Annotated in this window: 25 protein-coding genes and 1 pseudogene; 13 read left to right on the forward strand and 13 right to left on the reverse strand. The window is 65.1% G+C overall.

What is annotated here, in order from left to right; translation table 11 throughout:
* The first annotated feature begins 56 nt into the window (after positions 1–56).
* From JWN03_RS21880 to JWN03_RS21890, 3 genes are read left to right on the forward strand one after another with little or no spacing between them, the layout of a single operon-like run.
* Positions 57–1058, forward strand: a complete 1002-nt coding sequence (locus tag JWN03_RS21880; protein WP_297618041.1) for a ScbA/BarX family gamma-butyrolactone biosynthesis protein — start codon at positions 57–59, stop codon at positions 1056–1058.
* Positions 1055–1720, forward strand: coding sequence for an HAD family hydrolase (locus JWN03_RS21885; RefSeq protein ID WP_297618043.1), 666 nt, complete (start codon positions 1055–1057; stop codon positions 1718–1720). The genes JWN03_RS21880 and JWN03_RS21885 overlap by 4 nt, the downstream gene beginning before the upstream one ends.
* Positions 1721–1744: 24 nt before the next feature.
* Entirely contained in the window at positions 1745–2962 is a 1218-nt protein-coding gene (locus JWN03_RS21890) for a cytochrome P450 (RefSeq protein WP_297618045.1), read from the forward strand.
* On the opposite strand, the gene JWN03_RS21895 is transcribed toward JWN03_RS21890, so the two are convergent.
* Both JWN03_RS21895 and JWN03_RS21900 read right to left on the reverse strand, forming a co-directional pair.
* Positions 2942–4468, reverse strand: a complete 1527-nt coding sequence (locus JWN03_RS21895; protein WP_297618047.1) for an FAD-dependent monooxygenase — start codon at positions 4466–4468, stop codon at positions 2942–2944. The genes JWN03_RS21890 and JWN03_RS21895 overlap by 21 nt on opposite strands.
* Positions 4465–6009, reverse strand: coding sequence for an MFS transporter (locus JWN03_RS21900; protein WP_297618049.1), 1545 nt, complete (start codon positions 6007–6009; stop codon positions 4465–4467). Before JWN03_RS21900 ends, JWN03_RS21895 begins: the two co-directional genes overlap by 4 nt.
* Before the next feature lie 167 nt (positions 6010–6176).
* Here JWN03_RS21900 and JWN03_RS21905 point away from each other — a divergent pair, with 167 nt between their 5' ends.
* Positions 6177–7178: a GAF domain-containing protein gene (locus tag JWN03_RS21905; protein WP_297618051.1), complete on the forward strand. Its 1002-nt coding sequence runs from the start codon at positions 6177–6179 to the stop codon at positions 7176–7178.
* Positions 7179–7189: 11 nt separating this feature from the next.
* Here the strand turns inward: JWN03_RS21905 and JWN03_RS21910 are convergent, their stop codons facing one another.
* The 3 genes from JWN03_RS21910 to JWN03_RS21920 form a co-directional block, all read right to left on the reverse strand.
* Positions 7190–7642, reverse strand: a complete 453-nt coding sequence (locus tag JWN03_RS21910) for a flavodoxin family protein (RefSeq protein WP_297618054.1) — start codon at positions 7640–7642, stop codon at positions 7190–7192.
* 63 nt (positions 7643–7705) lie between these two features.
* A complete protein-coding gene (locus JWN03_RS21915; RefSeq protein ID WP_297618098.1) occupies positions 7706–8206 on the reverse strand; it encodes a YbhB/YbcL family Raf kinase inhibitor-like protein in 501 nt (166 codons plus the stop codon).
* Between the two features lie 317 nt (positions 8207–8523).
* A complete protein-coding gene (locus JWN03_RS21920) occupies positions 8524–9447 on the reverse strand; it encodes a LysR family transcriptional regulator (RefSeq protein WP_297618057.1) in 924 nt (307 codons plus the stop codon).
* 107 nt (positions 9448–9554) lie between these two features.
* Between JWN03_RS21920 and JWN03_RS21925 the strand changes: the two genes are divergently transcribed.
* Positions 9555–10136, forward strand: a complete 582-nt coding sequence (locus JWN03_RS21925) for a hypothetical protein (RefSeq protein ID WP_297618060.1) — start codon at positions 9555–9557, stop codon at positions 10134–10136.
* Here the strand turns inward: JWN03_RS21925 and JWN03_RS21930 are convergent.
* Entirely contained in the window at positions 10133–10561 is a 429-nt protein-coding gene (locus JWN03_RS21930; protein WP_297618063.1) for a MarR family winged helix-turn-helix transcriptional regulator, read from the reverse strand. The genes JWN03_RS21925 and JWN03_RS21930 overlap by 4 nt on opposite strands.
* A gap of 117 nt (positions 10562–10678) precedes the next feature.
* On the opposite strand from JWN03_RS21930, the gene JWN03_RS21935 reads away from it, so the two are divergent.
* Complete coding sequence (locus JWN03_RS21935) at positions 10679–11542, forward strand: SDR family NAD(P)-dependent oxidoreductase (RefSeq protein ID WP_297618066.1); 864 nt, start codon at positions 10679–10681, stop codon at positions 11540–11542.
* Positions 11543–11564: 22 nt separating this feature from the next.
* Here the strand turns inward: JWN03_RS21935 and JWN03_RS21940 are convergent, their stop codons facing one another.
* Entirely contained in the window at positions 11565–12431 is an 867-nt protein-coding gene (locus JWN03_RS21940) for an LLM class flavin-dependent oxidoreductase (RefSeq protein WP_297618068.1), read from the reverse strand.
* Between the two features lie 15 nt (positions 12432–12446).
* Entirely contained in the window at positions 12447–13466 is a 1020-nt protein-coding gene (locus JWN03_RS21945) for an aldo/keto reductase (RefSeq protein WP_297618071.1), read from the reverse strand.
* 104 nt (positions 13467–13570) lie between these two features.
* Here JWN03_RS21945 and JWN03_RS21950 point away from each other — a divergent pair, with 104 nt between their 5' ends.
* The 4 genes from JWN03_RS21950 (at position 13571) to JWN03_RS45555 (ending at position 15411) form a co-directional block, all read left to right on the forward strand.
* On the forward strand, positions 13571–14152 hold the full coding sequence (locus JWN03_RS21950) for a TetR/AcrR family transcriptional regulator (protein ID WP_297618074.1): 582 nt from the start codon (positions 13571–13573) through the stop codon (positions 14150–14152).
* 74 nt (positions 14153–14226) lie between these two features.
* Positions 14227–14880 (forward strand): TetR/AcrR family transcriptional regulator, encoded by a 654-nt coding sequence (locus tag JWN03_RS21955; RefSeq protein WP_297618075.1) that lies wholly within the window; start codon positions 14227–14229, stop codon positions 14878–14880.
* A gap of 26 nt (positions 14881–14906) precedes the next feature.
* Complete coding sequence (locus tag JWN03_RS45550; RefSeq protein ID WP_366914461.1) at positions 14907–15068, forward strand: hypothetical protein; 162 nt, start codon at positions 14907–14909, stop codon at positions 15066–15068.
* Positions 15046–15411 carry an oxygenase MpaB family protein gene (locus tag JWN03_RS45555; RefSeq protein ID WP_366914462.1) on the forward strand — a complete coding sequence of 122 codons (366 nt, stop codon included), beginning with the start codon at positions 15046–15048 and terminating at the stop codon, positions 15409–15411. Before JWN03_RS45550 ends, JWN03_RS45555 begins: the two co-directional genes overlap by 23 nt.
* Positions 15412–15600: 189 nt before the next feature.
* On the opposite strand, the gene JWN03_RS21965 is transcribed toward JWN03_RS45555, so the two are convergent.
* Positions 15601–15804: a cold-shock protein gene (locus tag JWN03_RS21965; protein WP_297618078.1), complete on the reverse strand. Its 204-nt coding sequence runs from the start codon at positions 15802–15804 to the stop codon at positions 15601–15603.
* Positions 15805–16098: 294 nt separating this feature from the next.
* Between JWN03_RS21965 and JWN03_RS21970 the strand changes: the two genes are divergently transcribed.
* Together JWN03_RS21970 and JWN03_RS21975 are read left to right on the forward strand one after the other, a co-directional pair.
* Positions 16099–16551, forward strand: a complete 453-nt coding sequence (locus JWN03_RS21970) for a hypothetical protein (protein WP_297618080.1) — start codon at positions 16099–16101, stop codon at positions 16549–16551.
* 224 nt (positions 16552–16775) lie between these two features.
* The gene (locus JWN03_RS21975; protein WP_297618083.1) at positions 16776–17120 is read left to right on the forward strand and encodes a VOC family protein; all 345 of its coding nucleotides are present in this window, start codon (positions 16776–16778) and stop codon (positions 17118–17120) included.
* Positions 17121–17170: 50 nt separating this feature from the next.
* On the opposite strand, the gene JWN03_RS21980 is transcribed toward JWN03_RS21975, so the two are convergent.
* The 4 genes from JWN03_RS21980 to JWN03_RS21995 form a co-directional block, all read right to left on the reverse strand.
* Positions 17171–17857, reverse strand: coding sequence for a histone deacetylase (locus tag JWN03_RS21980; protein WP_297618086.1), 687 nt, complete (start codon positions 17855–17857; stop codon positions 17171–17173).
* 31 nt (positions 17858–17888) lie between these two features.
* On the reverse strand, positions 17889–18188 hold the full coding sequence (locus JWN03_RS21985) for a hypothetical protein (RefSeq protein WP_297618089.1): 300 nt from the start codon (positions 18186–18188) through the stop codon (positions 17889–17891).
* A gap of 215 nt (positions 18189–18403) precedes the next feature.
* Complete coding sequence (locus tag JWN03_RS21990) at positions 18404–19348, reverse strand: GGDEF domain-containing protein (protein WP_297618092.1); 945 nt, start codon at positions 19346–19348, stop codon at positions 18404–18406.
* The gene (locus JWN03_RS21995; RefSeq protein ID WP_297618095.1) at positions 19345–20160 is read right to left on the reverse strand and encodes an SAM-dependent methyltransferase; all 816 of its coding nucleotides are present in this window, start codon (positions 20158–20160) and stop codon (positions 19345–19347) included. Before JWN03_RS21995 ends, JWN03_RS21990 begins: the two co-directional genes overlap by 4 nt.
* 1073 nt (positions 20161–21233) lie before the next feature.
* On the opposite strand from JWN03_RS21995, the pseudogene JWN03_RS22000 reads away from it, so the two are divergent.
* Positions 21234–21849, forward strand: a pseudogene (locus JWN03_RS22000) (cytochrome P450); the annotation flags it as partial.

Consider the following 21849-nt stretch of genomic DNA (forward strand, 5'->3'; position numbering starts at 1 on the left):
CCGGCATGACGAATTCTCCTGCACCCGTTCGGTCCAGCGACGTTGAGGAGATACGTGTGACCACATTTGTGGAACCCAGACTGTCCTATCGCACCTCGATACCCCGCGAAGACGTACACCGCGCCGCCATCTGTGAAGTATTCCTCACCGATATCGTGTGCGATCGCTATCCGAAATTCCGTCTGGGAGCGCAACTTCCACGGGTGCACAGCTACTACAGCGACCACGATTCCGTCGAACAACGGTACGACCCGCTACTACTGCTCGAAACGTTTCGGCAGGCATCGATTCTCATTGCGCACAGGTATGTCCAGGCACCAGCGGATTCTGCCTTCATTTTCAATATCGGTGAGCTCCGCATTGTTTCGCTGGAGGCATTGACCATCGGACCGCGCCCCGCCGATGGTGTACTCGATGCCGAGATCGTCGAGGAGAAGACCCGCGACGGCCACATTGTCGGCATCACGCTGAAAATGACGCTCTCCCTCGACAACCGGCCCGCGGCGGATATGGACATGGTGATCCAGTGGATGCCGCGGGAGGCATGGGCGCGTTTGCGCACGAAGGTGCGGGCGCCGTTGGTGCTCGAACCGGCCCGGGCCCATGCTCTCGACACTCGTGTCGACGCGCGGGAGGTTGCCCGGCGCTTGGCGGGCAATGTTCTGGTCGCGGGCTTCGAGGTGCACGACAATGCGATCGCGACGCGGATTCTCGTCGACGAGGACCATCCGGCGCTGTTCGATCACCCCCTCGATCACGTGCCCGGCGCGCTGCTGTTCGAAGCGGTCCGGCAATCCGCGCTCGTGGCGGCGCACGAACTGTTCGGGTTGTCGCCGCATCGAATCGTGCTGGTCGAGTGCGCCGTACGGTTCGTCAGCATCGGTGAACTCGAACTGCCGGTGGACTGCGACGTGACGACCGAAACCACCGAATGCGGTAACCAGCTCGCCTTTGCCGCCTCGCTGCACCAGGAGGGGCGGGAGATCGCGTCCGCCACCATCCTGCTGCAGCGGATCGGCACGTCACCCCGGGTACACGCCATTCGGATCCCGGCATGAACGCCATAGCGCCGCGGGCGATCTGGTTCGATTTCGGGGGAGTGCTGTCGCCGCCGCTGTCCGATCTTTTCGACGCGTACGAGGAGAAGACCGGGATTACGCCGCGTGCGCTGCGTGCCGCGATGGACGCCGTCGGCGCGGATCTCGGCGCACATCCGCTGGCCCCGATCGAGCTGGCCTCGATCACCGAGTTCGAGTGGGGATCCCGGCTGCGAACCCATCTCGCCGCTGCGAATCCCGCGCTGGACCTTTCCCGCGCCGAGCTGGAAATGTTCGGCGGCCAATGGTTCTCGAATATTCGCTGCAATTCCCTCATGGCCTCGACGGTCCGGTCGATGCGCGCCCAGGGACACCTGGTGGGCGTGCTCTCGAACAATGTCGTGGAATGGGAACCGCATTGGCATCGGATGATCGAGCCGGCGGGCGAGCTCGATGCCCTGATCGACTCGTGCTTCGTCGGAGTGCGGAAGCCGGATCCGCGGATCTTCCGCATTGCCGAGGAAGCGCTCGGTGTCGCACCGTTCGAATGCCTGCTCATCGACGATCTCGCCGAGAACTGCGCGGCAGCCGAGGAATCCGGCTGGCAGGCCATCCGATTCACATCCAACGAACAGACCTTGCGTGAACTGTCGTACCGCACCGGAACATACAGCGTCGTTTGACGACCGTCTCGAAGGAGAAGGCTCATGACCATCGCCGAGCTGCCGATCTTCGCATCGGCTCCCGTTCTACTGACCGACATTCCGAATCTCGACCCACCGCCCGCCTACACACCCCTCGCCGAACTGAGCAAGGGAGCGCTGCCGCAGATCGTGCTGCCCAGCGGACACACCGCCGTTCATCTGACGCGGTATCGGGACGTCCTCACCGTGCTGGCCGACCCGACCTTCAGTCGCAGTGTCACGAATACCGATGACGGTGCGAGTTTTCTGCCCACGACCATGCCGCCGGAACTTCCGCTCAATCTGGATGTGCCCGACCATGCGCGGATGAAGGGCTATGTCACGTCCGACTACAGCGCGCGCAGTGTGGCGGCGCTGGAATCGGCCACTACCCGGATATTGGACGACGCACTGTCGAATCTGCGGCGTGAGGCGCAGCCGGATCTCTTCGGGACCGTGCTGAATCGGATCCCGGTCGAGGTCAATATGGCGTTTCTCGGGTTGCCGATCAGCGATATCGATTACTTCCGGCCCTCGTCGCGGGTGGTGCAAATGGCGCCCGAGTCCGATGTTCCCGGGCTGCTGGAGCATTTCTGGCTGGTATACGACTACCTCACCGATCTCGTCACGGGCGAACGTGAGGTGCTCGAGGGCGGTTTGGTGGCTCGCTTCATCGCGGGGCGCGACACTGTGGAGCCGCGATTGTCCGATGCCGAGCTGGTCGGACTGCTCATGGGTTCGTTGCTGGGCGCGGATCACAATGTGTTGTCGGTGCTCGCCAAGGCGGTCTACGTGCTGTTGTCGGCGCCGCCGCTGTGGGAATGGGCGGTGCAGAACCCCAGCCGCACACCGGAATTGGTCGAGGAACTGCTGCGTGTGCTGCCACTGGGTACCATCTCGACCTTCCCGCGGGTCGCGACCCGCGATCTGCCCGTGGGAGACGGCGTCATCTCTGAGGGGGACGTCGTCTACGCGGATGCCTTCGCCGCCAATCGCGATCCGAGCGAGTATCCGGATCCGCAGCGCATCGATCCGGAACGAAAAGGGCCGCGGCACTTGCAATTCGGTTACGGCATGCACCACTGCATGGGCGCGTCGCTCGCGCGCATGGAGCTCACCGTTGTCATTCGCAGGCTGACCACCGAGTATCCAGGGCTGCGGCTGGCTGCGAATCCCGAATCGCTGCCGTGGGATTCGGGAGTGCTGCTGCGGCGGCCGACACTACTGCCGGTGCGCTGGTAACGAGACAGGAGCGGCGGACAATGACGTCCGCAGTTCCTGGGCCGCGCCGAATACTTCGGTCAATCTCTCGCGTAGTCGTGCACTGAGTTCGGCCGACGACCACGCGATGAAGCCGTCCGGGCGAAGCAGCACATCGTATTCCAGCGTGGGGTACAGCACCGGGACAATGTCGACCCGGTCGTGCCACGGGCCCAGCTCGGCACGTAGTTCGTCCTCGCGGCTCGCCGCGACCAACAGGACCGCCTCCGCACGCTGCGCCAGCAGTTCGATCACCGTGGTGACGCCCAGTGTCGTGGTGAGTTGCCGGTTGGTCAGCAAGGAACCCACCGCGGGTGTCTCGATCGGCATCGGCACGCCGTCCACCTGCGCACTGATTTCATTACCCAGGGCACGGCTGCGTGCGGGATCGCCGAAGAGGTCGATGATTTCGGCACGCAGGGCGTCACCCTCAGGGCCGGACCGCATCCGGTCCGCCTGATCGGCGACATTCGCGATCACACGCGCGGCGGCCGGGCGGCGTTCTGCCGAGAACGCGTCGAGCAAGGCCGCGGGTGCACCGAGCCGGGTGATCAGGCCGAGCCGCCAGCCGAGCTGTACCGCGTCGGCGATGCCGAGATTCAGCCCCTGTCCACCGAGCGGGAAGTGCACATGCGCGGCATCGCCGATCACCAGCGCCCGTCCGTGCCGGTAGCTGTCGACCAGACGGGAAAAGTCGCTGAATCGGGACAAATGGGTGACGCCGTGCATCGGAACGTAATGGCCGACAATATGTTCCACGCTCTGTTGCAGTTCTGCCGGAGTCAGCGGGCGCCGGTGGTCGCGCTCGGGGCCGGACATGTCGAAGGTGATCACCCGGCTGCGGCCCACAGGCGAGCGGTTGATCACCGTCCAGCCACGTGGGGTGCGCACCCACCCGTCCACCACCTGCGCCGGGTTGCCCAAGCGGGCCAGGCCCAGCAGCGCCGCCGCCGTCGGCGGTACTTCGGTGACCGGAAAACCCGCACTCGTTCGCACCACGCTGCGCGCGCCGTCGGCGCCGACTACCCAGTCGGCCGAGACGGACTCCTCGACTCCGGCACGCCGGTAACGGATTTCGACACCGTCGCCGGAGTCGAATACCCCGGTCACGGTCGCCGGTCGCACCACCTCGACACCGAGGTGAGGAAGCAGTGCGCTCCAAGAACTTTCGAGCTGACCCTGGCCGATGCCGACGATCGCGGGGCCTTCTCCGCCGGGAACGGAGATCTCCAACCCGGGTTGTCCGGCGTAGTGGAATACCGTCGACTGCGGGCCGAAACCGACGTTCGGCGCGCTGAAATAGCCGCGCCGAGTGAGCAATTGGATGCTCCGCGCATGGATCGTGCCTGCCTTGGGTACCAGTGTTGTGGCCGGCGCGGCCTCGATCACCGCGACCCGCACACCCCAGCGGCCGAGCTCGGCCGCGAGCAGCGAACCGACCGGGCCCGAACCGACGACCACGACCTCATAGTGCGAATTGGATGTCATGCCTTACGGCCGCCGCGCAGGAGGAGCGCGATGGCGCCCGAGAGCGCTACGACTACCACCGTCATCGTGACCAGCGTGGTGTGGAATGCGCCGTTGTACGCGTCCACGACCACCGAATGCACCTGGGCGCGAGCGGTTCCCGCCGAATCGAGGGCCTTGCCGAGATCGCCGGTAGCCGTCTTCGTGACGACGGCGTCGGGATCGGCGACACCCGCGATACCCGAGAGGCCGTCCCGCGCCCGGCTCGCTGCGAGTCCCGACAGGATTGCCGCGTATACCGCGACGGCGATCGCCTCGCTGCCGAGTCGCAGCGTATTCACCACGCCCGCAGCCATTCCCGCCTGTTCCTCCGGTACGAGAGCCAATGCCTGTCCATCGACAAGACCTGCGGACAGGCCCATACCGCAACCGGCGAGCAGTAGTGGCAGAGCGAGGACGGCGACGAGGGTGTGCGGCCCGGCGAGCAACAGCCCGAGATCGCCCAGGACCAGCGCGGCGAGGCTGAGCCAGATCACCACGAGGGGATTCACTCCCGCGCTGACCGCCCGGCCGGCCGCCAGCGGTCCGACGACGACGGGGATTGTCAGCAGCACGATTGTCGCGCCCGCCTTCGCCGAGGAATCACCGGCGACGAACTGCAGATACGTCGAAAAGTAGGTCAGCAGTGTCACGAAGCCGAACGAGGCCGCCACCGGGACGAGGCACAGCGCGAGAAAACGCCGATGAACAAGCAGCGGCAGATCCAATAGTGGTGTGGCGAGCCGGGATTCGACGACGGTGAACGCGCCGAGCAACAGCACCGCGAGCACGAACGCGATGATCACTCCGGGGGAGCCCCAGCCCCAGGGCCGGCCCTGCACGATGCCGATCATCGCGGCGAACAGTCCGAGGACCAGGAGCACGCTGCCGGCGATATCGAAACTTCCGGAGACCTTGACCGCCGGGGCGCGCAAGCCGACCGCGGGCGACAGCACCAGCACAACCACCAGCACTGCGGCCTGGATCGCGAAAATCACTCGCCAGCCGGCCGAATCGGCAAGTGCGCCAGAGATTGTCGGTCCGAGTGCCACGCCGATGCCCGCCGTGGTGCCGAAGAGCGCGAACGCGCGATGGCGGGCAGGCCCATCGAACGAGGAGGACAGAATGGCGGCGCCGCACGAAAAGATCGCCGCGCCACCGAGTCCGGCGATGCCGCGTGCGATATCGAGCGTGCCGATTCCGGGTGCGAGTGCGCTCCCGGCGCTGCCGACTGCGAAGGTGGCCGCGCCCAGTGCGAACAGTCGGCCGCGGCCGAACCGGTCGGCGAGCGAACCCCAGACCAGCGTGAAGCAGGCGAAGGCCAGGTTGAACGCGTTCACCACCCATTGCAGGCCCGCGGTGCCGCCGCCGATATCCGCCGAGATCGCCGGTAGTGCCACTGCGGTGCCCGAGATCGACATCGGTACGACGAAAACGGCCAATAGGACGGTGCCGAGTACCAGCGATTTCGAGGGTGGTGTTTTCGCCCCGGTGTCGGTGTTCGTGGATAGATCAGTGCTCATGTGCGTCCTCCCGCGTAACGAGCGCCAGACGTGCGACAAGAAGGTTCGGCTGTGATCGAACCTAGAGTCGCATGCCTGGAGGTTCGAGACAAGTCGAACCTTTGGCGGCGCACTATTTCGTTCATCACAGTTTCCAAGGAATGCCCCGGCCGCATCTTGGTGCGACGATGCGTACGACGTCGTCGAAGGGGGCCGTGTTGGAAGTACGGGACAGTCGTAACTGGTTATTGATCGAGACACTCTCCGAGGTGCCGACCGTGATTGCGGAAGGCGATCGCCAGCGGCAACTGCGCCCGCTCGGAAATGTGCTGCGCGGCAAGATATTCGAATCGGTCAGTGAGGTCGTCGCGGAGGTGCGCAGTTCCCGCGAACCGCTCTACCGGGACCTTTCCAGCACTGAAGCCGACGCCTGCCCGCTCATCGCGCATCCGATCACAGCGCCGTGCGGTGAGGTTTTCGGTGTGCATGTCTATCTGGGCGAACCCGACGCCGCTGTGCTGCTACCGCCGCGTGCCGCAGCCTGGAGTTGGCGGACGAATTCGATCGGTGCGCCGATGCGCACGCCTTTCACCAGCGACTTCCGCGACCTCTACGGCATCGAGGACGATCGGGCCGAGGATGCTGAATTCGGTCTGGCAGATCTGTATAGGCGAATCCCGCGCATGTCCGATGTCGCGATCGTCATGAACGGTGTCGATTCCGCCGTGGCCGGGGACGTCCGATCAGGGCATCTCATCGCGCGGCACGATAGCGGCCGCCGCCGGCTGATCCGATACGTCCGCCGCAGCGTCTCGGGCCCCTGCGGTGTTGTGCTGCGCGGTATCGATCACGACGTGACCGCGCTCGGTCAGGAACCGCTGCTGGAGATCGAAACCGCCGACGCCGATATCGCCAACCGGATCGCGCGCAGTTCCGGCTCCTACACAGCCCTCGTCGAAGTGCGTTCGGGCTGGGTGATCCGCTGGATCTCCGAACCGATTCCCGGGCTCACCCCGGAAGCCGGAGGCGGTGCGGCGCCGCTCCTGCCGAATGCGCCGACCCCGTCGGGCGATCCGACCACCGTCATGGTGGGAAGCCCGCTGCGCAGATACTGCGTGCAAGCGCTCGAATGGATCCGTTTCGGTTCGTCACAGGCGGCGCTGACAACGTTCACCGCGCTCGGCGACTGATCCGACGCGACTCAGCTGGTCGTGAGGGCCGGGATCGGTAGCGTCTCAGCCCATTCGCGCGCCATATCCTTCGGGCGCACCTCGGTCGAGGAGTCGTGGCGAGCATGCTCACCGACCTGCGTCGCGCCGCGGGCGATGAGCTGCTCGGCGGCGATCTCCCCGCCGCGGTTGTAGGTGTCGCCGTAGATGGAGTCGCCGAGCCCGAAAACGGCGAAGCGCAGCCCGGTCAGATCCGGTTGCGCGGCATCGAGCAGAGTGAAGAAAGGTTCTGCGCCCGTGGGCAATTCGCCGTCGCCGTAGGTGGAGCAGACCACGATGTGGAAGTCGTGCGCGTCGAGGTCGCCGGGATCGAAGTCGAACATATCGAACACCGAGACGTCGTAGGCGGAAAGCTCGTCGGCCAGAGCCTCCGCGACCATCTCGGCTGTACCCAGTTCAGATCCGAACAGAACGATGACGCGCACGCCCCACTCCCTTCAATGTATGTAAGCCTAGCCTAACTTACATTGTCATCGAAGTGCGTAACGTCAGTCGGCAGGTGTGGGGAACACCAACGTGGCGCGAGCGAGGGTGTGACCCCCGATGGTGAAGCCGAGCAGAGCGCCGCTCGAGGTCGGGCCGACGCCGGACTTGTCGATATCGAGTGCGGTCACGGTGACGTAGTAGTTGTGCACGCCGGATCCGGCGGGCGGCGCCGCGCCGACATAGCGGTCCGCGCCGGCATCGCCGCCCAGCTGGACGGCTCCGGCGGGCAGGGCTGTGCCGTCCGGAACGCCCGCACCCTCCGGAAGTGAAGTGGTGCCGGCGGGGATGTCGGTGACGATCCAGTGCCAGAACCCGCTTCCGGTCGGCGCCTGCGGGTCGTACATGGACACGACGAAACTCTTCGTGGCAGCGGGGAATCCGGACCAGGACAGTTGTGGCGAGAGATCCTGTCCGCCGGGAACTTTGAGTATGCCGGACCATTGCGGCTTGGGCAGCGCGGCTCCGCCGGGGACGGTCTGGCTGGTGAGGGCGAACGACGGCACCTTCGGGAGGTACCGGTACGGGTCGACTCCGCCCGGCGCGGCCTGGTTGTCGGCCGCAGGGGCGACGGTGTGTGTTGTCGTCGGGGTGCCAGTGGCGGAGCCGCCGGATGAGCAGCCCGTCGCGGCACTGATCGATGCGAGGACGGCGGCGGTGACGGTGTATCGGAGGAGCCTGAGAGCCATTGGAAAAGCCTCCAATGCAAAGGGTTTCATTGTTCGCTCCGGATGAGCGAATCTGGAAACGATGCTGCTCCGGCCGCATCTACAAGTCCAACAAGTAGTAAGTCTCGTTCTCATAAGCTCTGTGCATGAACCGCCTATACGGCATCTTCCGGCCGCAGCAATGCGCCCAAGTGTTCCGGGGTGGCCAGCCAGTGGTGGCAGACTGCATCGACGAATGCGGCGGTGATGGGATCGGGCCGCACGCGGGTGTAGACCGACAGCATTCGCTGCACCGGCGGATTCGGGTGCCGCAGTGTGCCGTCGAAGGATGCGGGCACCACATTGCCGGGCAGCAGTGTGACGCCCAGGCCGGCGTGCGCGAGGTTCAGCGCCGACGGCGCCTGCTCGGTGCGCACGGCGGCACGAGGGGTGAAACCCGCTGCGGCGCAGGCGGCGTCGAGCACATCGGCCAGTCCGCTGGGCGGCGTAAAGTGCACCCAATCATGATTCGCGAGTTCGGCCAGGGGCACGGCGGTGGCGGTGCCCGGCAGGTCCGCGTCCGGAGCTGCGGCCAGCACGAATTGTTCGACGCCGATATCGCTGACCGGTCCCTCCCAGCCGGTGGGTGTCGGGCCGACCGCGACATCGGCGCGCCCGGCCTCCATGGCTTCGATCAGGTCGTTGGTATGCCGGAACTCGACCAGCCGCACCTGTACATCGGGGTATTTGCGCCGCCAGGTCCGCAATGCGGCGGGCAGCACGCCGACGCTGATCGAATAGAGCGTGCCGACATGCAGCTCGCCGGCATCGACTCCCGAGGCGCGCATTGCCGCACTGGCCGCGCGGGCGGCATGCGCCAGACTGGCTCGGGCATGGGGCAGTGCGGTGCGCCCGGCAGGAGTGAGCCGCACGCCGCGGGGGAGGCGTTCGAGCAGCGGTCCGCCGAGGATCCGTTCGAGCGCCTGGATCTGGTGCGACAGGCCGGGCTGGCTGACGTGCAGCCGGGCGGCGGCGGTGGTGAACGAGCCTTCATCGACGACCGCGACGAAGTATTCGAGCTGGCGCAGTGAGACCGACATGCACGCAGATTATAGGTTCGAGACTATCTACTTGTTGGACAAATGATTCGGGTCGCCGCAGGATCGTTTCCATGACCGCCAATTCCGTATCGGCTGGAGGAGTGACAATGCGAAAATTGCGCATGCTGTGCCTGCACGGCTATCACGGGTCCGCCGCTATGCTGCGTCGACAGATCGCACCGCTGGCCGGTGACTTCGGTCCGGGCGTCGAGCTCGTATTCGTTGATGCTCCCTCGTTGGCCCGGGGAGATTTCGGATGGTGGCACAACGGGTTTCGCGGTTGGGAAGACACGCGTGACTGGGCGGTCGAACTTTTGTCGACCGGTCCGGGCGTCGATGGCGTCTTCGGGTTCAGTCAAGGCGCGGCTCTTACCGGTTTGCTTGCGGCGGTGCGCGAGAACTCCAGTCCGCCACTGCCATTCGACTTCGCCATCATGATCGGCGGATTCACCAGCCCGGCGCCGCAGCACGCGCAGCTGTTCGGTAGCAAGCTGGCGCTGCCCTCGGTGCATGTGATGGGCCGGTCCGACACGATCGTGCCAATGCGTGATTCGCTCGCGCTCGCTGATCGATTCGCCGATCCGCTGGTGCTCGAACACCGTGGCGGGCATGTCATTCCGGGCGAGAGCGCCATCGCCGTACCGATCGCAGCCTTCCTGGCTGATCGTGCGCGGCAGCTACAGGGTTAGGTCTGGTCGAGCGCGCCGTCGACGACCTCGAGGAGTGTGTCCAAGGCCGCCAACTGTTGTGCGGTGAGGGATCCGAAGACTTGCTGGAGCATGTGTGCACCCGCCGCTGAACTCGCTGCGAGTGCTTCGGCTCCGGAGGGTGTGATCGCGACGAGTTTGGCCCGGCCGTCGTCCGGATCCGGGGCGCGTTCGATGAGTCCGTCGCGGGCCAGACTTTCGACGGCCTGAGTGACCGATCGCTGTGCCAGGCCGAGTTCCTCGGCCAATGCGGCCTGCCGGAGCGGGCCCTGGGCGGCCAGGATGTCCAGCATTTTCGTCCGCGCCAACGAGAGGCCGCTGGCGGCCATGTGGCCGTCCAGCGCCTTCCGAACCTGATAGGCCACGGCCAGGTAGTGCAGCCCTACTCGCTCCGGCTCGGCGGTCATGGTTGTGCTCCCTGGGTTGCGTGACGGGCAGGCATTGTGATGGTAGCGCAATGCTGAGGTACCTCAGCACTGATATGATGCGGAGGTACCTCAGCAATTGATGCGAAGGAGTAGCTCATGGGCAATCCACCGGTCATCGTGATCACCGGGGCAACCAATGGCCTGGGCAGGCTCGCCGCGCTCGAGCTGGCGCGGCGAGGTGCTCAGCTGGGCATTGTCGCGCGCAGCCCGGACAAGGTGGACGAGCTGCGCGGTGAGATCGAGAGCGTCGCGCCGGGCACCGCCATCGACTCGTTCCTTGCGGATCTGACCTCCCTGGGCGACGTTCGCCGGGTGGGTCAGGAGATCGGCGCCCGGTACGACAGTATCGACGTGCTGATCAATAACGCTGGTGTGCACGCCTTTTCGCAGCGAATCACCGACGACGGGTTCTCCGAAATGGTGGCGGTGAACTATCTCGCTCCCTGGCTGCTCACGAGCACCCTGCTGAACAAGTTGGTGGCCTCGGCTCCCGCCCGGATCGTCACTACCGCTTCCGCTGCCGCCCAGCACGCCCGCAGTATCGACCCCGCCCGAGATCTGACGCTCACCGCGGAATACACCAGGCGTGAGTCCGGAATCCTTTACGGCCGAACGAAATTGATGGACATGATGTTCAGCCTGGAACTCGGTCGCCGCCTGGCGGGCACAGGCGTCACCGTGAACTGCTGTGATCCGGGCTTCAACACCACCGGGTTGGGCAGGGACCTGCCTTTCGCCGGAATTCTGGAGCGTGCACTCACGGCGCTGCATGTGGGCGATCCGCGCCGCGGGGCGGGGATCATTGTGCGGCTCGCCACCGATCCGGCATTCGCCGAGAGTGCCGACGGCTATTACTCGGTCAAGTCGGAACGTCCGATCGACTGCCCGGAATATGGGCGTAGCAAGGAGATTCAGGCGCAGCTGTGGGACGCCACCTCCGCTGTGCTCGAACGGCAATAGGCGACGTCCTACCGCGGGCGTGCTAGGTCGACGGGGTGATGAGTTCGTCGGTGACCCACTGCGCGACCTTGGCGGGATAGGGCGCCGACAGTCCGAGGACGATGTGCCGGAACCCGGCCTCGATCGCGGCGCCGATCGCATCGCGGGTATCACCGGGCCGGTCGTAGGAGACCGGCAGATGGATCGACCGGATGATCGACGCGGGGTCGCGGCCGATCTCGGTGCAATAGCGGTCCAGCAGCGCACTGCGCTGGATGACATCGCCGATATCGCCGCCGGGGATGTTCCACACATCGGCATGTTCGGCGACCACGCGGAGTACCGAGGCCGAGCGTCCGCCGATGACGATCGGCGGGTACGGGCGCTGCACCGGTTTGGGATTGCCGAATGCTCCGGTGAGGTGGACGTGGGCGCCGTCGAAATCGAACGGTTCGGTCTCGGTCCACAACCGCCGGATGACCGTGCACGCTTCAGCGAGGCTTTCCACCGCGTCTTTCGCCTCGTGATACGGCAGGCCGTGTGCGTCGTACTCGCGCCGGGCGAGTGGATGGCTGGGCCGCGAGCCTGCGCCGATACCGAAATCGAGCCGCCCACCGGAGACGATGTCGACGGTCGTGGCGATCTTGGCCAGCAGCGCGGGCGGCCGGAAGCGGTTGCTGGTCACGAGCAGTCCGACACGCAGTCGCTCGGTGTGCGCGGCGAGCGCGGAGAGCAGGGTCCAGCCTTCGAAGATGGGTCCGTCGGGGTCGCCGCCGATCGGCATGAGGTGATCGAACAACCACGCGTGCTCGATCTCGGGGATGGCGTCCGCCTCGCGCCAGACTCGCAGGACGTCCTGGTAGTCGACTTGCATCGGGGCGGTGATGATTCCGAAACTGGTGTGGGACATGGGAGTTGATCCTCTTCAGCGACGGCGCAGTGCCGGGTCGAGCAGGGCGGGAGGGGTGTCGTTCTTCTCGTCGGCGGCGAGATCGACGCCGGGCGTGACAATGGCATCGATCGCGTCGAGCACATCGGCGGACAGCACGGTGTCCGCGGCAGCGAGCTGAGAATGCAAGTGGTCCATAGTGCGCGGGCCGATGATCGCGCTGGTCACGGCCGGGTGCGCGGTGACAAATCCGAGCGCGAGCTGGATCATGGTCAGCCCGGCCTCGTCGGCGACTCCGGCCAGCTTTTCGACGGCATCGAGCTTGGCCCGATTGGCCGGTATGGTGGTGTCGAAGCGCTGCGGCATGAATGCCGCACGGCTGGTGGTGATTTCGCGGCCCTCGCGGATCGCGCCCGACAACCAGCCCGAGGCCAGTGGACTCCACGCCAGCACGCCGAGTCCGTACTGCTCGGTCACGGGCAGGACGTGAGCTTCGATGCCGCGCTGCAGGATCGAGTAACCGGGTTGTTCGGTGACATAGCGGCTCAGGTGATTCTCCCGGGCGGCCCACTGCGCCTGCACAATCCGGTACGCGGGGAAGGTCGAGGAGCCGAAGTAGCGAATCTTGCCCGCGCGCTGCAGATCCGTCAGCGCCGACAGTGTCTCTTCGTCGCTAGTGGTCGGATCCCACCGGTGGATTTGATAGAGATCGACATGGTCGGCGCCCAAGCGGCGCAGGCTGTTATCCAATTCGGCGACCAGCCAGCGGCGCGAGCTGCCCTGATGGTTGCGTTCGTCGCCCATCGGCAGGTACGCCTTGGTCGCCAGTACGAGGTCGTCGCGGCGGCCGGCGATGGCCTTGCCGACCATCTCCTCGGACTCGCCCCGGCTGTACGCGTCGGCGGTGTCGATGAGGTTGACCCCGGCCTCGAGAGCGGCATCGACAATGGCCGTGGCCTCGTCCTGGGTGGTGCGTCCCATGCTGCCGAAGTTCATCGCGCCGAGCGCGAGTGTGCTGACCTGCACACCGGTGCGGCCCAAGGTGCGGTACTGCATGACGGTCCTCCTGTGGCAAACTGAACAAACGGAACGTTGTTCCGATAACCAACATACGGAACGTTGTTCCGTTTGCCAAGGGAAGCGACGGAGGTAGTGGCGCAGTGGCCGAAATCGACAGCGAACCAGGGCTACCGCGGAAGCGGGCCGACGCCCGGCGCAATGCGGAGACGCTGCTGGACGCGGCAGCAGCGGCCTTCGTCGCCTCCGGCGTCGAAGTGCCCGTGCGCGATATCGCCGCCAGGGCCGGCGTCGGCGTCGGCACGATCTACCGCCACTTCCCGACACGAGCCGATCTGATCGTCGCGGTCTACCGGCATCAGGTCGAGGCCTGCGCCGAGGCCGGTCCGATTCTGTTGGCGGACAGCGCTACCCCGCACGCCGCCCTGGCGAAATGGATCAACCTCTTCGTCGACTTCCTGATCACCAAACACGGCCTCGCCAGGGCCCTGCAATCCGACGATGCCGCCTTCGCCACCCTGCACACCTACTTCCTCGACCGCCTCGTCCCGGTCTGTGCCCAATTGCTGGACGCCGCAGGCGAAGCGGGCGAGATCCGCCGAGACATCCCAGCCGTCGAACTCATGCGCGGCGTCGGCAACCTCTGCATCGGCGCAGAAGACAACGCCCACTACGACGCCCGCCGCATGGTCGGACTCGTCATCGCGGGACTGCGCAGGCGTTAGCTGGTTTGCAACTGATGCAACAGATAGGCGTCTGACTGTTGCATTTGATGTGCTAGTGGGTTTACTGACTCTTCATGACCTCCAGCATCGCGGCGCTTCTCGTTCGGGCAATGGTCGATGGCGAGGATGAGCAGGCCGATCGCACGGCGGTGCGAATCCTCGATGCCGTCGTGCTGGAGGTGGCGACTTCGGGTGCGGCGAAGCTGACGATCGAGGGAGTCGCGCGCCGGGCCGGGGTGAATCGGGCGACGATCTATCGCAGGTTCGGTGATCTCGACGGTGTGAAAGAGGCCGCGACGATGCGGGAGGGGCGGCGGATGGCCGAGGTGGCCGCCCGCGCCATCGAGGGCGTGAATGATCCCGCGGACCGGCTCGTCGAGACCTTTGTCGCTGCGATCCGTATCGCGCGTGAGCATCCGGTCATCTCGCGGGTCGCGGTGCTCGAGCCCGGGCAGCTCATTGCGGCCGGGTTGGCTGACGATGCCGCGCTGCTGCATCTGGGCAGTGGTGTTGTGGCCGTTGGTATTCGGCAGGCCCAAGCCGAAGGGCATGCGCTGCATATCGATGCCGAGGAGATGGGCCAGACGATCGCGATGCTGTTCGCCGCGTGCGTCGTCCTGCCCGCCACGCAGGGAATCGACCTGCGGACCGATGAGTCCGTGCGCGCCTATGCGCGACGGACGTTGGTGCCCATGATCTTCGGACCGAACTCGGCCCGAGCCCAGTAGTCGACGATGACGACGAGGAACTCGATATGAACAGCGTGAATCAGATGGCTCCGCACGAGGATTACGGCTTCTTCGGCCCGGATTCGGTGGCGTGGAAGGTGTTTTGCTATCCGACGACGCTGACGGTCGGCTTCCAGCGCACGCTACGACCGCACGCTGCAGTACATGGCGACCATCGTCTTCCATGACAGCCGTTCGGTATTGAAGGCGTCCGACACCCTGGTCAAGATTCACAAGCATGTGGTCGGCACCGAGCCGATCAGCGGATTGCCCTACGACGCAAACGATCCCGCTGCCCAGCTGTGGATCCATCTGACGGCGTGGCATTCGGTGCTGTACACCTACGAGAAGTTCGGTCCCGGCCGCTGCTCGCAGCCACCGAGGCGACACAGATCCACGTCGACCACCCCGCGACGGTGCGGAGCCGCTGCTCGCCTTCGGCTGAGTCCGACTCCTGCACGATCGAGAGCGTCTATCGCACGCCCATGCCGAACAGGATTCCTGCGAGGAGAAGGACTAGATCGCGAGTGACCATGACACTTCCTCCGTGGTCGGTACGCCGGTGAATCCGGCGTCTCCTACTCGGAATAGCCGAAACGATCATGCTCAAACAGTGAGAGTTGGTGGCCGCGGCAAATGCCATCGTCGGGAGCATCTCTGCACCAATGAAAAAAGCCCCGCACCGATGATGGTGCGGAGCCTTTTACAAGTCGCGCGGAATCAGATGGCGCGGACGTCCTGGGCCTGCGGGCCCTTCTGGCCCTGCTCTACCGTGAACTCGACACGCTGACCCTCGTCGAGGGATTTGAAACCCGAGCCGCTGACGGCCGAGTAATGCACGAAGACGTCGGGGCCGCCTCCGTCTTGAGCGATAAAGCCGAAGCCCTTTTCACCGTTGAACCACTTCACACTGCCTTGAGCCATGCTGTTTACAACTTCTTCTCTGTAGGTGAGCCGAGCAAATTTCTTGGTAATACGCCCGTTCTCAACAGCCAACTATGCCACGGCCCGCGTCGAGGCGCTCGTACTGTGGGCGAACCGACAGTGATGGCGTTTCGGGAGCGGGCTGCCGGGTAGGCGAGGGATGGGCCGCGCGAAGGCCCTCCGATCTGCGCCGAACCGAAAGAATCGACATGAGCATCTCCGTCACGTGCCTCGATCTGTGGTGGGCGGCTGTGTGTGAGGTGTGCGATCGGAATCGCGGAATATACTGGCCCAGTGTATGTTCCGTGCTCGGTCTTCCGGCGAAGCCCTCTGGAACGTGCCGATGAGCGCCTGGCTTGGGACCGCGCCGATCAATGGTTCTTCGCTGCCGGCGCCTGCCATATCTTGGCGTACGCGTTCCTCGAGGTGCATCCGCACGGCTTCGTGGTGATGGGCCTGTGGCCGCGCGGTGTTGCCGACCCCGGCCATGTGTACATCTCCGATGGCACGTGGGCCTTCGACCATTGCGGATGGACGCTCGAAAGTGAGCTGATAGCGGTCTCGCGGGCAGCCGAACCCGCTACGGACTATCAGTCGCGCCCGCTCGGCATGGAACTCGATGAGCTGTGTGCCCGGCACTGGTATCCCACCCGCGCCGAGTTCGCGTTCGACCCCTGGTCCCGCGCGCACTCCTACATCGAGCAGTTCGCATATCCGCGGCGATCCTCGCTCGGAACGACGTCGTAGTGAGGCCCCGGCGGGGCGAATATTGGCGGAACCTGCTCTGACACAACGCTTTGCGCGGCGGTCACGAAAGTGAAGGAGTATGCGGACCGTCTGGCGACACTCCACGACAGCACATCGGCTTCAGCTCGAGGGCCGATCGATCAGGAATCGAGAAGCCGCAGGCAGGGGCTGGGCCATAACGTTCGTAGCAACGGAGTTCGGAACTGTGCAAAGGAGTATTTCTGATGGCAAAGACACTGGACGCGATCCTGTACCCGGTGAGGGACCTCGCGTCGGCGAAGGCTCAGTTCACGGCACTGCTGGGGGTCGAGCCCGCCGTCGACCAGCCCTATTACGTGCACTTCGAGACTTCCGAGGGGTTGGCTGTGGGGTTGGTGCCGAACGGGCACCAGCGGGGCATGACCGGGGCCACGCCCTTCTGGACCGTCGATGACATCAACGGTCAGGTCAAGGCGTTGGTCGCGGCCGGCGGAACGGTCACCGAAGATGTTCATGATGTCGGCGGCGGCAAGCTGGTTGCGATCGTCAACGACGCCCAGGGCAATGTCATCGGGCTCGCCGGGGCGTGATGATCAGCGGTCGTGCGGTTCGCAACGCCGTTGCGAACCGCACGTACATCTTAGACTGTTCCAGTGAGGGCGTATAGCTCCGATCGTTCCCAATGTCCTTGAACACCAGGCAGTTCGGACAAGTAGTCGAAGGTCTGATCGCGTCCCCACCGGTGCGATTCCCGCAGGCCTGCGGTCAGCATCCCGAGATAGCGTGCGGAGGGTTTCTGCAGCTCGACTGTTGCAGGATCCCAGGGGGACGTGAAGGTCAAGACGGGGAACCCTTCGAGATCACCGACATGGACTACGGTCTCGTACCGGCCCGGACCGAACTGGACTCGACCGGAATCCAATACTGCGTCGATATCGAATTCCGGTGTCTCACCAGGGATTCGATACATCTCCTGGGTGAGTAGATCGCTGAACTGCTGCCGGGTCAACAGGTATCCGCGCGCCGCCGCCCCGGGGGGCCAGCTGTTGTTGGGGTGATCGGTGTAGAAAGCCACACCCCCGGTCCATACGAGACTCTGCCAAGCGAAGTAGATGGTCCCGGGCAAGGTGAGCGGAGTGGTCTTCAATGGTGGTGTGCGGTCACGGAATCCGGGATAGGTGTGCCCTGTTCCCGGTGGAGTCCCGCCCTCGGCGTAGTACGCCAGCCGGCTGGCGTGCATGTTCGAGCCATAGGCGCAGTACCAGACGTGAGCAGCGGCGCCGCCACCGGCGCCGCCCGCGAGCTGGTATCCCGCTGGATCTCGCATCAGTACGGGAACGGGACTTTTGTGTGTCGGGTCAAATGCCCAACGGGTCCTGATTCTGCTGGGAAATGACGAAGCCGCCTTCACCGTTGGGGTCCTGTCCGGTGTCGAGGACCTTGTCGTTCAAGAATGCGGCGGCCTGCTGGTCCAGAAAGAGTCGTGATCCTTCGGCGGTCAGGACCTGGTCTTGTTCGGCCGGTACCGCGGCGACCGCGAGCTGCAGCGTGGTGGAGCCGTCTGCCGTGAAGATTCGCAGCCCGGCATCCTCCGGCATGCCCTCCGCGTGCGTGATAGTTCGAACGACCTCGATGGCAGTGGGGGTGAGCGTCAACATGTGTCTGGTTCCTTCCCGCTGTCGTGAAAGTCAGCCAGGGAATTGGCGAACTCCGGTTCCGCGGGCCGGCCCCCAACCCGATCATCATCGGCGTCGGAAGGCAGCACCACGTTCTACAGGGGTAGCCATTGGTTGCTTAGCGAAACAATATCCCTTGGCGTCGGCCTCATTGTCCCTGCTCAGGGTGCGAATACTGCTTGCCGTGAGGGTGGATGTCAGTCTCGAGCGCGGTAGCGGTGCCCGCCGCTGGATTTCGCGACATACATGGCGCGGTCCGCAGCGTGGATGAGAGCCGCGGCGTCGCTGTTGCCGTTCGTGGCAGTGGCGATTCCGATGCTGGCACGGATGTGAACTCGCCCGGCCGAGAGAATGAACGGCCGCGCGATATCGGTGAGGATGCGGGCGGCATTCTCGCGCGCGGTATCGTCGGCGCCGACGGTGGCGATGACGAATTCGTCTCCACCGTAACGGCATACGCAGTCGCCGGGGCGGGCGACCAAGCGCAGGCGCTCGGCGACCGCGACGAGCAGTTCGTCACCGACACGATGCCCGTGAGTGTCGTTGACCTGTTTGAACCCATCGAGGTCGACGAGCAGAATCGACACCGGCCCCACCTCGGAGCGCGGCTCGATGATCCACTCCTCGAGTACGGCGCGATTGGCGAGCCCGGTGAGCCGATCGTGAGTAGCGGCATGGTGGAGCCGATCCTGCAGCTCGGTGATGCGATGTTCGCGTGCGGCGACGGCCGCGCGCAGTATCGCCTCGTGCTGCCCGAGCGCCCGCTCGGCCAAGACCTCGGCATAGGCCGCGACCGCGGGCCCGGCGTGCCGCGCCCACGCCGCGACCGCATCGGCGGGCACCGCCGGGGCCGCGAGCAGCAGTGCAGTGGCCAGCGGACCGACGAACCTGGAGCTGGTATCCAGCCCCGGCAGGCCGCTCGCGAGGTCGGCGCCGAGGGTCCGCGCGGTGTCAGGGTCTTCGGTGGTGAGCCGGTCCAATCCGCGCAGGAATTCGATCGTCAACTCGGTGGCCGCGACATCGTCGGTGACGGTGTATCCGGCCGATGCCAGCAGGTGCAGATATTCCTGAGCGGCCCGCCGCAGTGTGTATTCGCGGTCGCACGGGCCCGCTCGTGTGGCCCGTACCTGCCGCGAAGTCATTTCAGGTGCCCCACGCCGGCGTATCCGGGGGTGCGCAGCGGCGGGTTCGTGCCGGGCGGCTGATCCGGCCGCCACGCAGTCGGTGCCACCAAACCCGGTGCGACCAGATCGAATCCGTCGAACAGAGCCAGGATCTCGTCGCGAGTGCGCATGGTGAACGGGGTCGGCGTGCGCTGATACAGGTCCGCGGCGGCGTGGTGGGCGTCGGTATCGGCACTGGCGTGCACGATGAGCAGACTGCTTCCGGGCGCCAGTTGCGAGCTGATTCGCGCGATGATCCCGGCCGGATCGTCGGAATCGGGGATGAAATGCAGGACCGCGCTCAGCAACACCGCCACGGGGCGGGAGAAATCAACGAACCGTCCCACGCTGTCCGTGCTGAGGAATTCCTCGGGCGTGCGTAGGTCGCCCTCCAGGACCAGAGTGTCGCGGTCGTTGTGCATCAGCGCGTGACTGTGGGTGACGGCGACCGGATCGTTGTCCACGTACACCACCCGCGCCCCGGGACGGCTCGCTCGTGCCACCTCGTGCACGCTTCCGACTGTCGGGATCCCGGAGCCGATATCGATGAATTGGGTGGTGCCCTGCTCGGTGAGGAACCGGACCGCACGTCGCAGGAATGCTCGGTTTTCGCGGGCGATCACCGGTGCGTCCGGCATCTGGGCCATCGCCTCCCGCGCGAAGGCGCGATCGACCTGGAAATTGTGCGAGCCGCCGAGGTAGAAATCCCACACCCGGGCCGCACTCGGCCGGTCGAGATCAACCGTCAGCGGCGCCCACTCCGGGCGCACGTCGGCTTTCTCAGGCTCCATCAGCACGCATCCCCTGCTTCGTTGATCAACTGTGCATCATCGAACAGACCACGCTCGCCCGGTCCGAAGATCAGCGTACCGACACGGCGGGCAGTCGGCACAGTCCCACCGGGTCATGCGCGGCGCGCAGACGCTGCTGTGGTCGCAGCCCTCCCGGCGGACGACCAACATCCGATCACCGGCAAAAACAGCGGTGCACCGCGAGCCACTGATCACCCGGTGTGGCGCCGACTCATAAAGCGGCAGTGCAGGTTTCACCGGCCGGTGGCAAGCTGCTTCGCCATCGTCGGCGTGTGCGTCCTGGCCTGGATCGCCGCAGTTGTCTACTGGCGAGTCGAAGGTCGAACAGCGCTGGGCGCCTACGCCTTCGGACTGAACTTCATCGATGGCGGGCAGTCGATTCGGCTGTGCGGCGTAGTTCTGCCGTCTCTCGAGAGACTTCGCCACGTTCAACGTCCCTGATGACCTACTGCGTGTTCGATCCCCTTCTCACAATGCGGTTGATGACCCGCGCAGGACAACGGGAGAGCGTGGACCGTTGCCTGACAACAAGCAAGGCCAGCGTATGTGAGCACAGCGTGAGCACCGCATTCGCGGTGTCGAGGGGCTGGTTCTGATCTGGTGTGTCGCAATTCTGGATAGGTGCTGTCGCAAATCCGGTCGATCCGATCCGCCACGCGCACTTAATGTTTCACTGAGGCAGCCATGCCACCGACGAAGTGGACCGGCCCCGGTGAACAGTCCTGCGAAGAAAATTAGGACGGGCAATCGTCGCGCCGCGCTGAACTGGACACCGCCGAAAGGCCCTGGACGAGCATCGTCTTGGATAACGCTGCGGCGCAATACCTGCGTGGGTACGGTATTGGTTCAGCGCTGAAAGCTGCTCCGAGGCAACGGATATGATTTCCGGATGCCGAGAACAGTAGTTTTCCCGGAAGTCAGGAGGCCGCACGCGGAGTCGGATTGCCTTGCAGCCGAGGCGATCTCCATGCTCCCGAATCGGTGGAGCCCGTTGGCCGATGTCGGACCCTGACCTGTCATCACCTATCGACACAGACGTTTGGGGGATCATCATGACCGCATCGCACCCGCCCGGAACCTCACAGCGACTATCTGCGCAGTCCCGTACGGCGGGGCCCGGGCTCGGCGGTGACGAACCCCGCGAACCGATGTATACCATCGAGTTCGCCAAGGACCCGCACGCAGCCTATGCGCGGTGGCGCAGTTCGTACGGGCCGCTGGTACCGGTCGAGCTCGCCCCGGGGGTGCCCGCGACCCTGGTCCTGGGCTACACGACCGCATTGCGGATCCTGAACGACCCGGAGCATTTTCCCGCCGACCCGCGGATCTGGCAGCGATCTGTGCACGTGGGGTGTCCGATCCTGCCGATGATGGAATGGCGGCCGAATGCCCTGCGCAGCAGCGGATACGAGCACAGTCGCTATCGGGTGGCCAACGTTTCCGCGCTCGACACCGTCGATCTACACGGCATGCGTGCGGTCGTCGAGCAGATCGCGGTACCACTGATCAACGAGTTTTGCAGCGGGAACGGCGACGACGTGCACCGGTCGATGGCGTCTGCGGATCTGCTCGGACAGTTCATCTATCCGCTGGTCTATCGCGTATTGGCGTTCGTTATGGGTTTCGATGACGACACCAACGAGCAGGTCGGCGCCGGAATGGCGATGA

Origin of the sequence: Nocardia sp., from assembly GCF_025465275.1 — a bacterium.
GTDB lineage: Bacteria > Actinomycetota > Actinomycetes > Mycobacteriales > Mycobacteriaceae > Nocardia.

Excerpts from the sequence above, each read along its gene's own strand:
- JWN03_RS21885 (WP_297618043.1), top strand. The coding sequence starts at position 1,055 with ATGAACGCCATAGCGCCGCGGGCGATCTGGTTCGATTTCGGGGGAGTG.
- JWN03_RS21890 (WP_297618045.1), top strand. The coding sequence starts at position 1,745 with ATGACCATCGCCGAGCTGCCGATCTTCGCATCGGCTCCCGTTCTACTG.
- JWN03_RS21895 (WP_297618047.1), bottom strand. The coding sequence starts at position 4,468 with ATGACATCCAATTCGCACTATGAGGTCGTGGTCGTCGGTTCGGGCCCG.
- JWN03_RS21900 (WP_297618049.1), bottom strand. The coding sequence starts at position 6,009 with ATGAGCACTGATCTATCCACGAACACCGACACCGGGGCGAAAACACCA.
- JWN03_RS21905 (WP_297618051.1), top strand. The coding sequence starts at position 6,177 with ATGCGTACGACGTCGTCGAAGGGGGCCGTGTTGGAAGTACGGGACAGT.
- JWN03_RS21920 (WP_297618057.1), bottom strand. The coding sequence starts at position 9,447 with ATGTCGGTCTCACTGCGCCAGCTCGAATACTTCGTCGCGGTCGTCGAT.
- JWN03_RS21925 (WP_297618060.1), top strand. The coding sequence starts at position 9,555 with ATGCGAAAATTGCGCATGCTGTGCCTGCACGGCTATCACGGGTCCGCC.
- JWN03_RS21930 (WP_297618063.1), bottom strand. The coding sequence starts at position 10,561 with ATGACCGCCGAGCCGGAGCGAGTAGGGCTGCACTACCTGGCCGTGGCC.
- JWN03_RS21935 (WP_297618066.1), top strand. The coding sequence starts at position 10,679 with ATGGGCAATCCACCGGTCATCGTGATCACCGGGGCAACCAATGGCCTG.
- JWN03_RS21940 (WP_297618068.1), bottom strand. The coding sequence starts at position 12,431 with ATGTCCCACACCAGTTTCGGAATCATCACCGCCCCGATGCAAGTCGAC.
- JWN03_RS21945 (WP_297618071.1), bottom strand. The coding sequence starts at position 13,466 with ATGCAGTACCGCACCTTGGGCCGCACCGGTGTGCAGGTCAGCACACTC.
- JWN03_RS21955 (WP_297618075.1), top strand. The coding sequence starts at position 14,227 with ATGACCTCCAGCATCGCGGCGCTTCTCGTTCGGGCAATGGTCGATGGC.
- JWN03_RS45550 (WP_366914461.1), top strand. The coding sequence starts at position 14,907 with ATGAACAGCGTGAATCAGATGGCTCCGCACGAGGATTACGGCTTCTTC.
- JWN03_RS45555 (WP_366914462.1), top strand. The coding sequence starts at position 15,046 with ATGGCGACCATCGTCTTCCATGACAGCCGTTCGGTATTGAAGGCGTCC.
- JWN03_RS21965 (WP_297618078.1), bottom strand. The coding sequence starts at position 15,804 with ATGGCTCAAGGCAGTGTGAAGTGGTTCAACGGTGAAAAGGGCTTCGGC.
- JWN03_RS21975 (WP_297618083.1), top strand. The coding sequence starts at position 16,776 with ATGGCAAAGACACTGGACGCGATCCTGTACCCGGTGAGGGACCTCGCG.
- JWN03_RS21980 (WP_297618086.1), bottom strand. The coding sequence starts at position 17,857 with ATGCGAGATCCAGCGGGATACCAGCTCGCGGGCGGCGCCGGTGGCGGC.
- JWN03_RS21985 (WP_297618089.1), bottom strand. The coding sequence starts at position 18,188 with ATGTTGACGCTCACCCCCACTGCCATCGAGGTCGTTCGAACTATCACG.
- JWN03_RS21990 (WP_297618092.1), bottom strand. The coding sequence starts at position 19,348 with ATGACTTCGCGGCAGGTACGGGCCACACGAGCGGGCCCGTGCGACCGC.
- JWN03_RS21995 (WP_297618095.1), bottom strand. The coding sequence starts at position 20,160 with ATGGAGCCTGAGAAAGCCGACGTGCGCCCGGAGTGGGCGCCGCTGACG.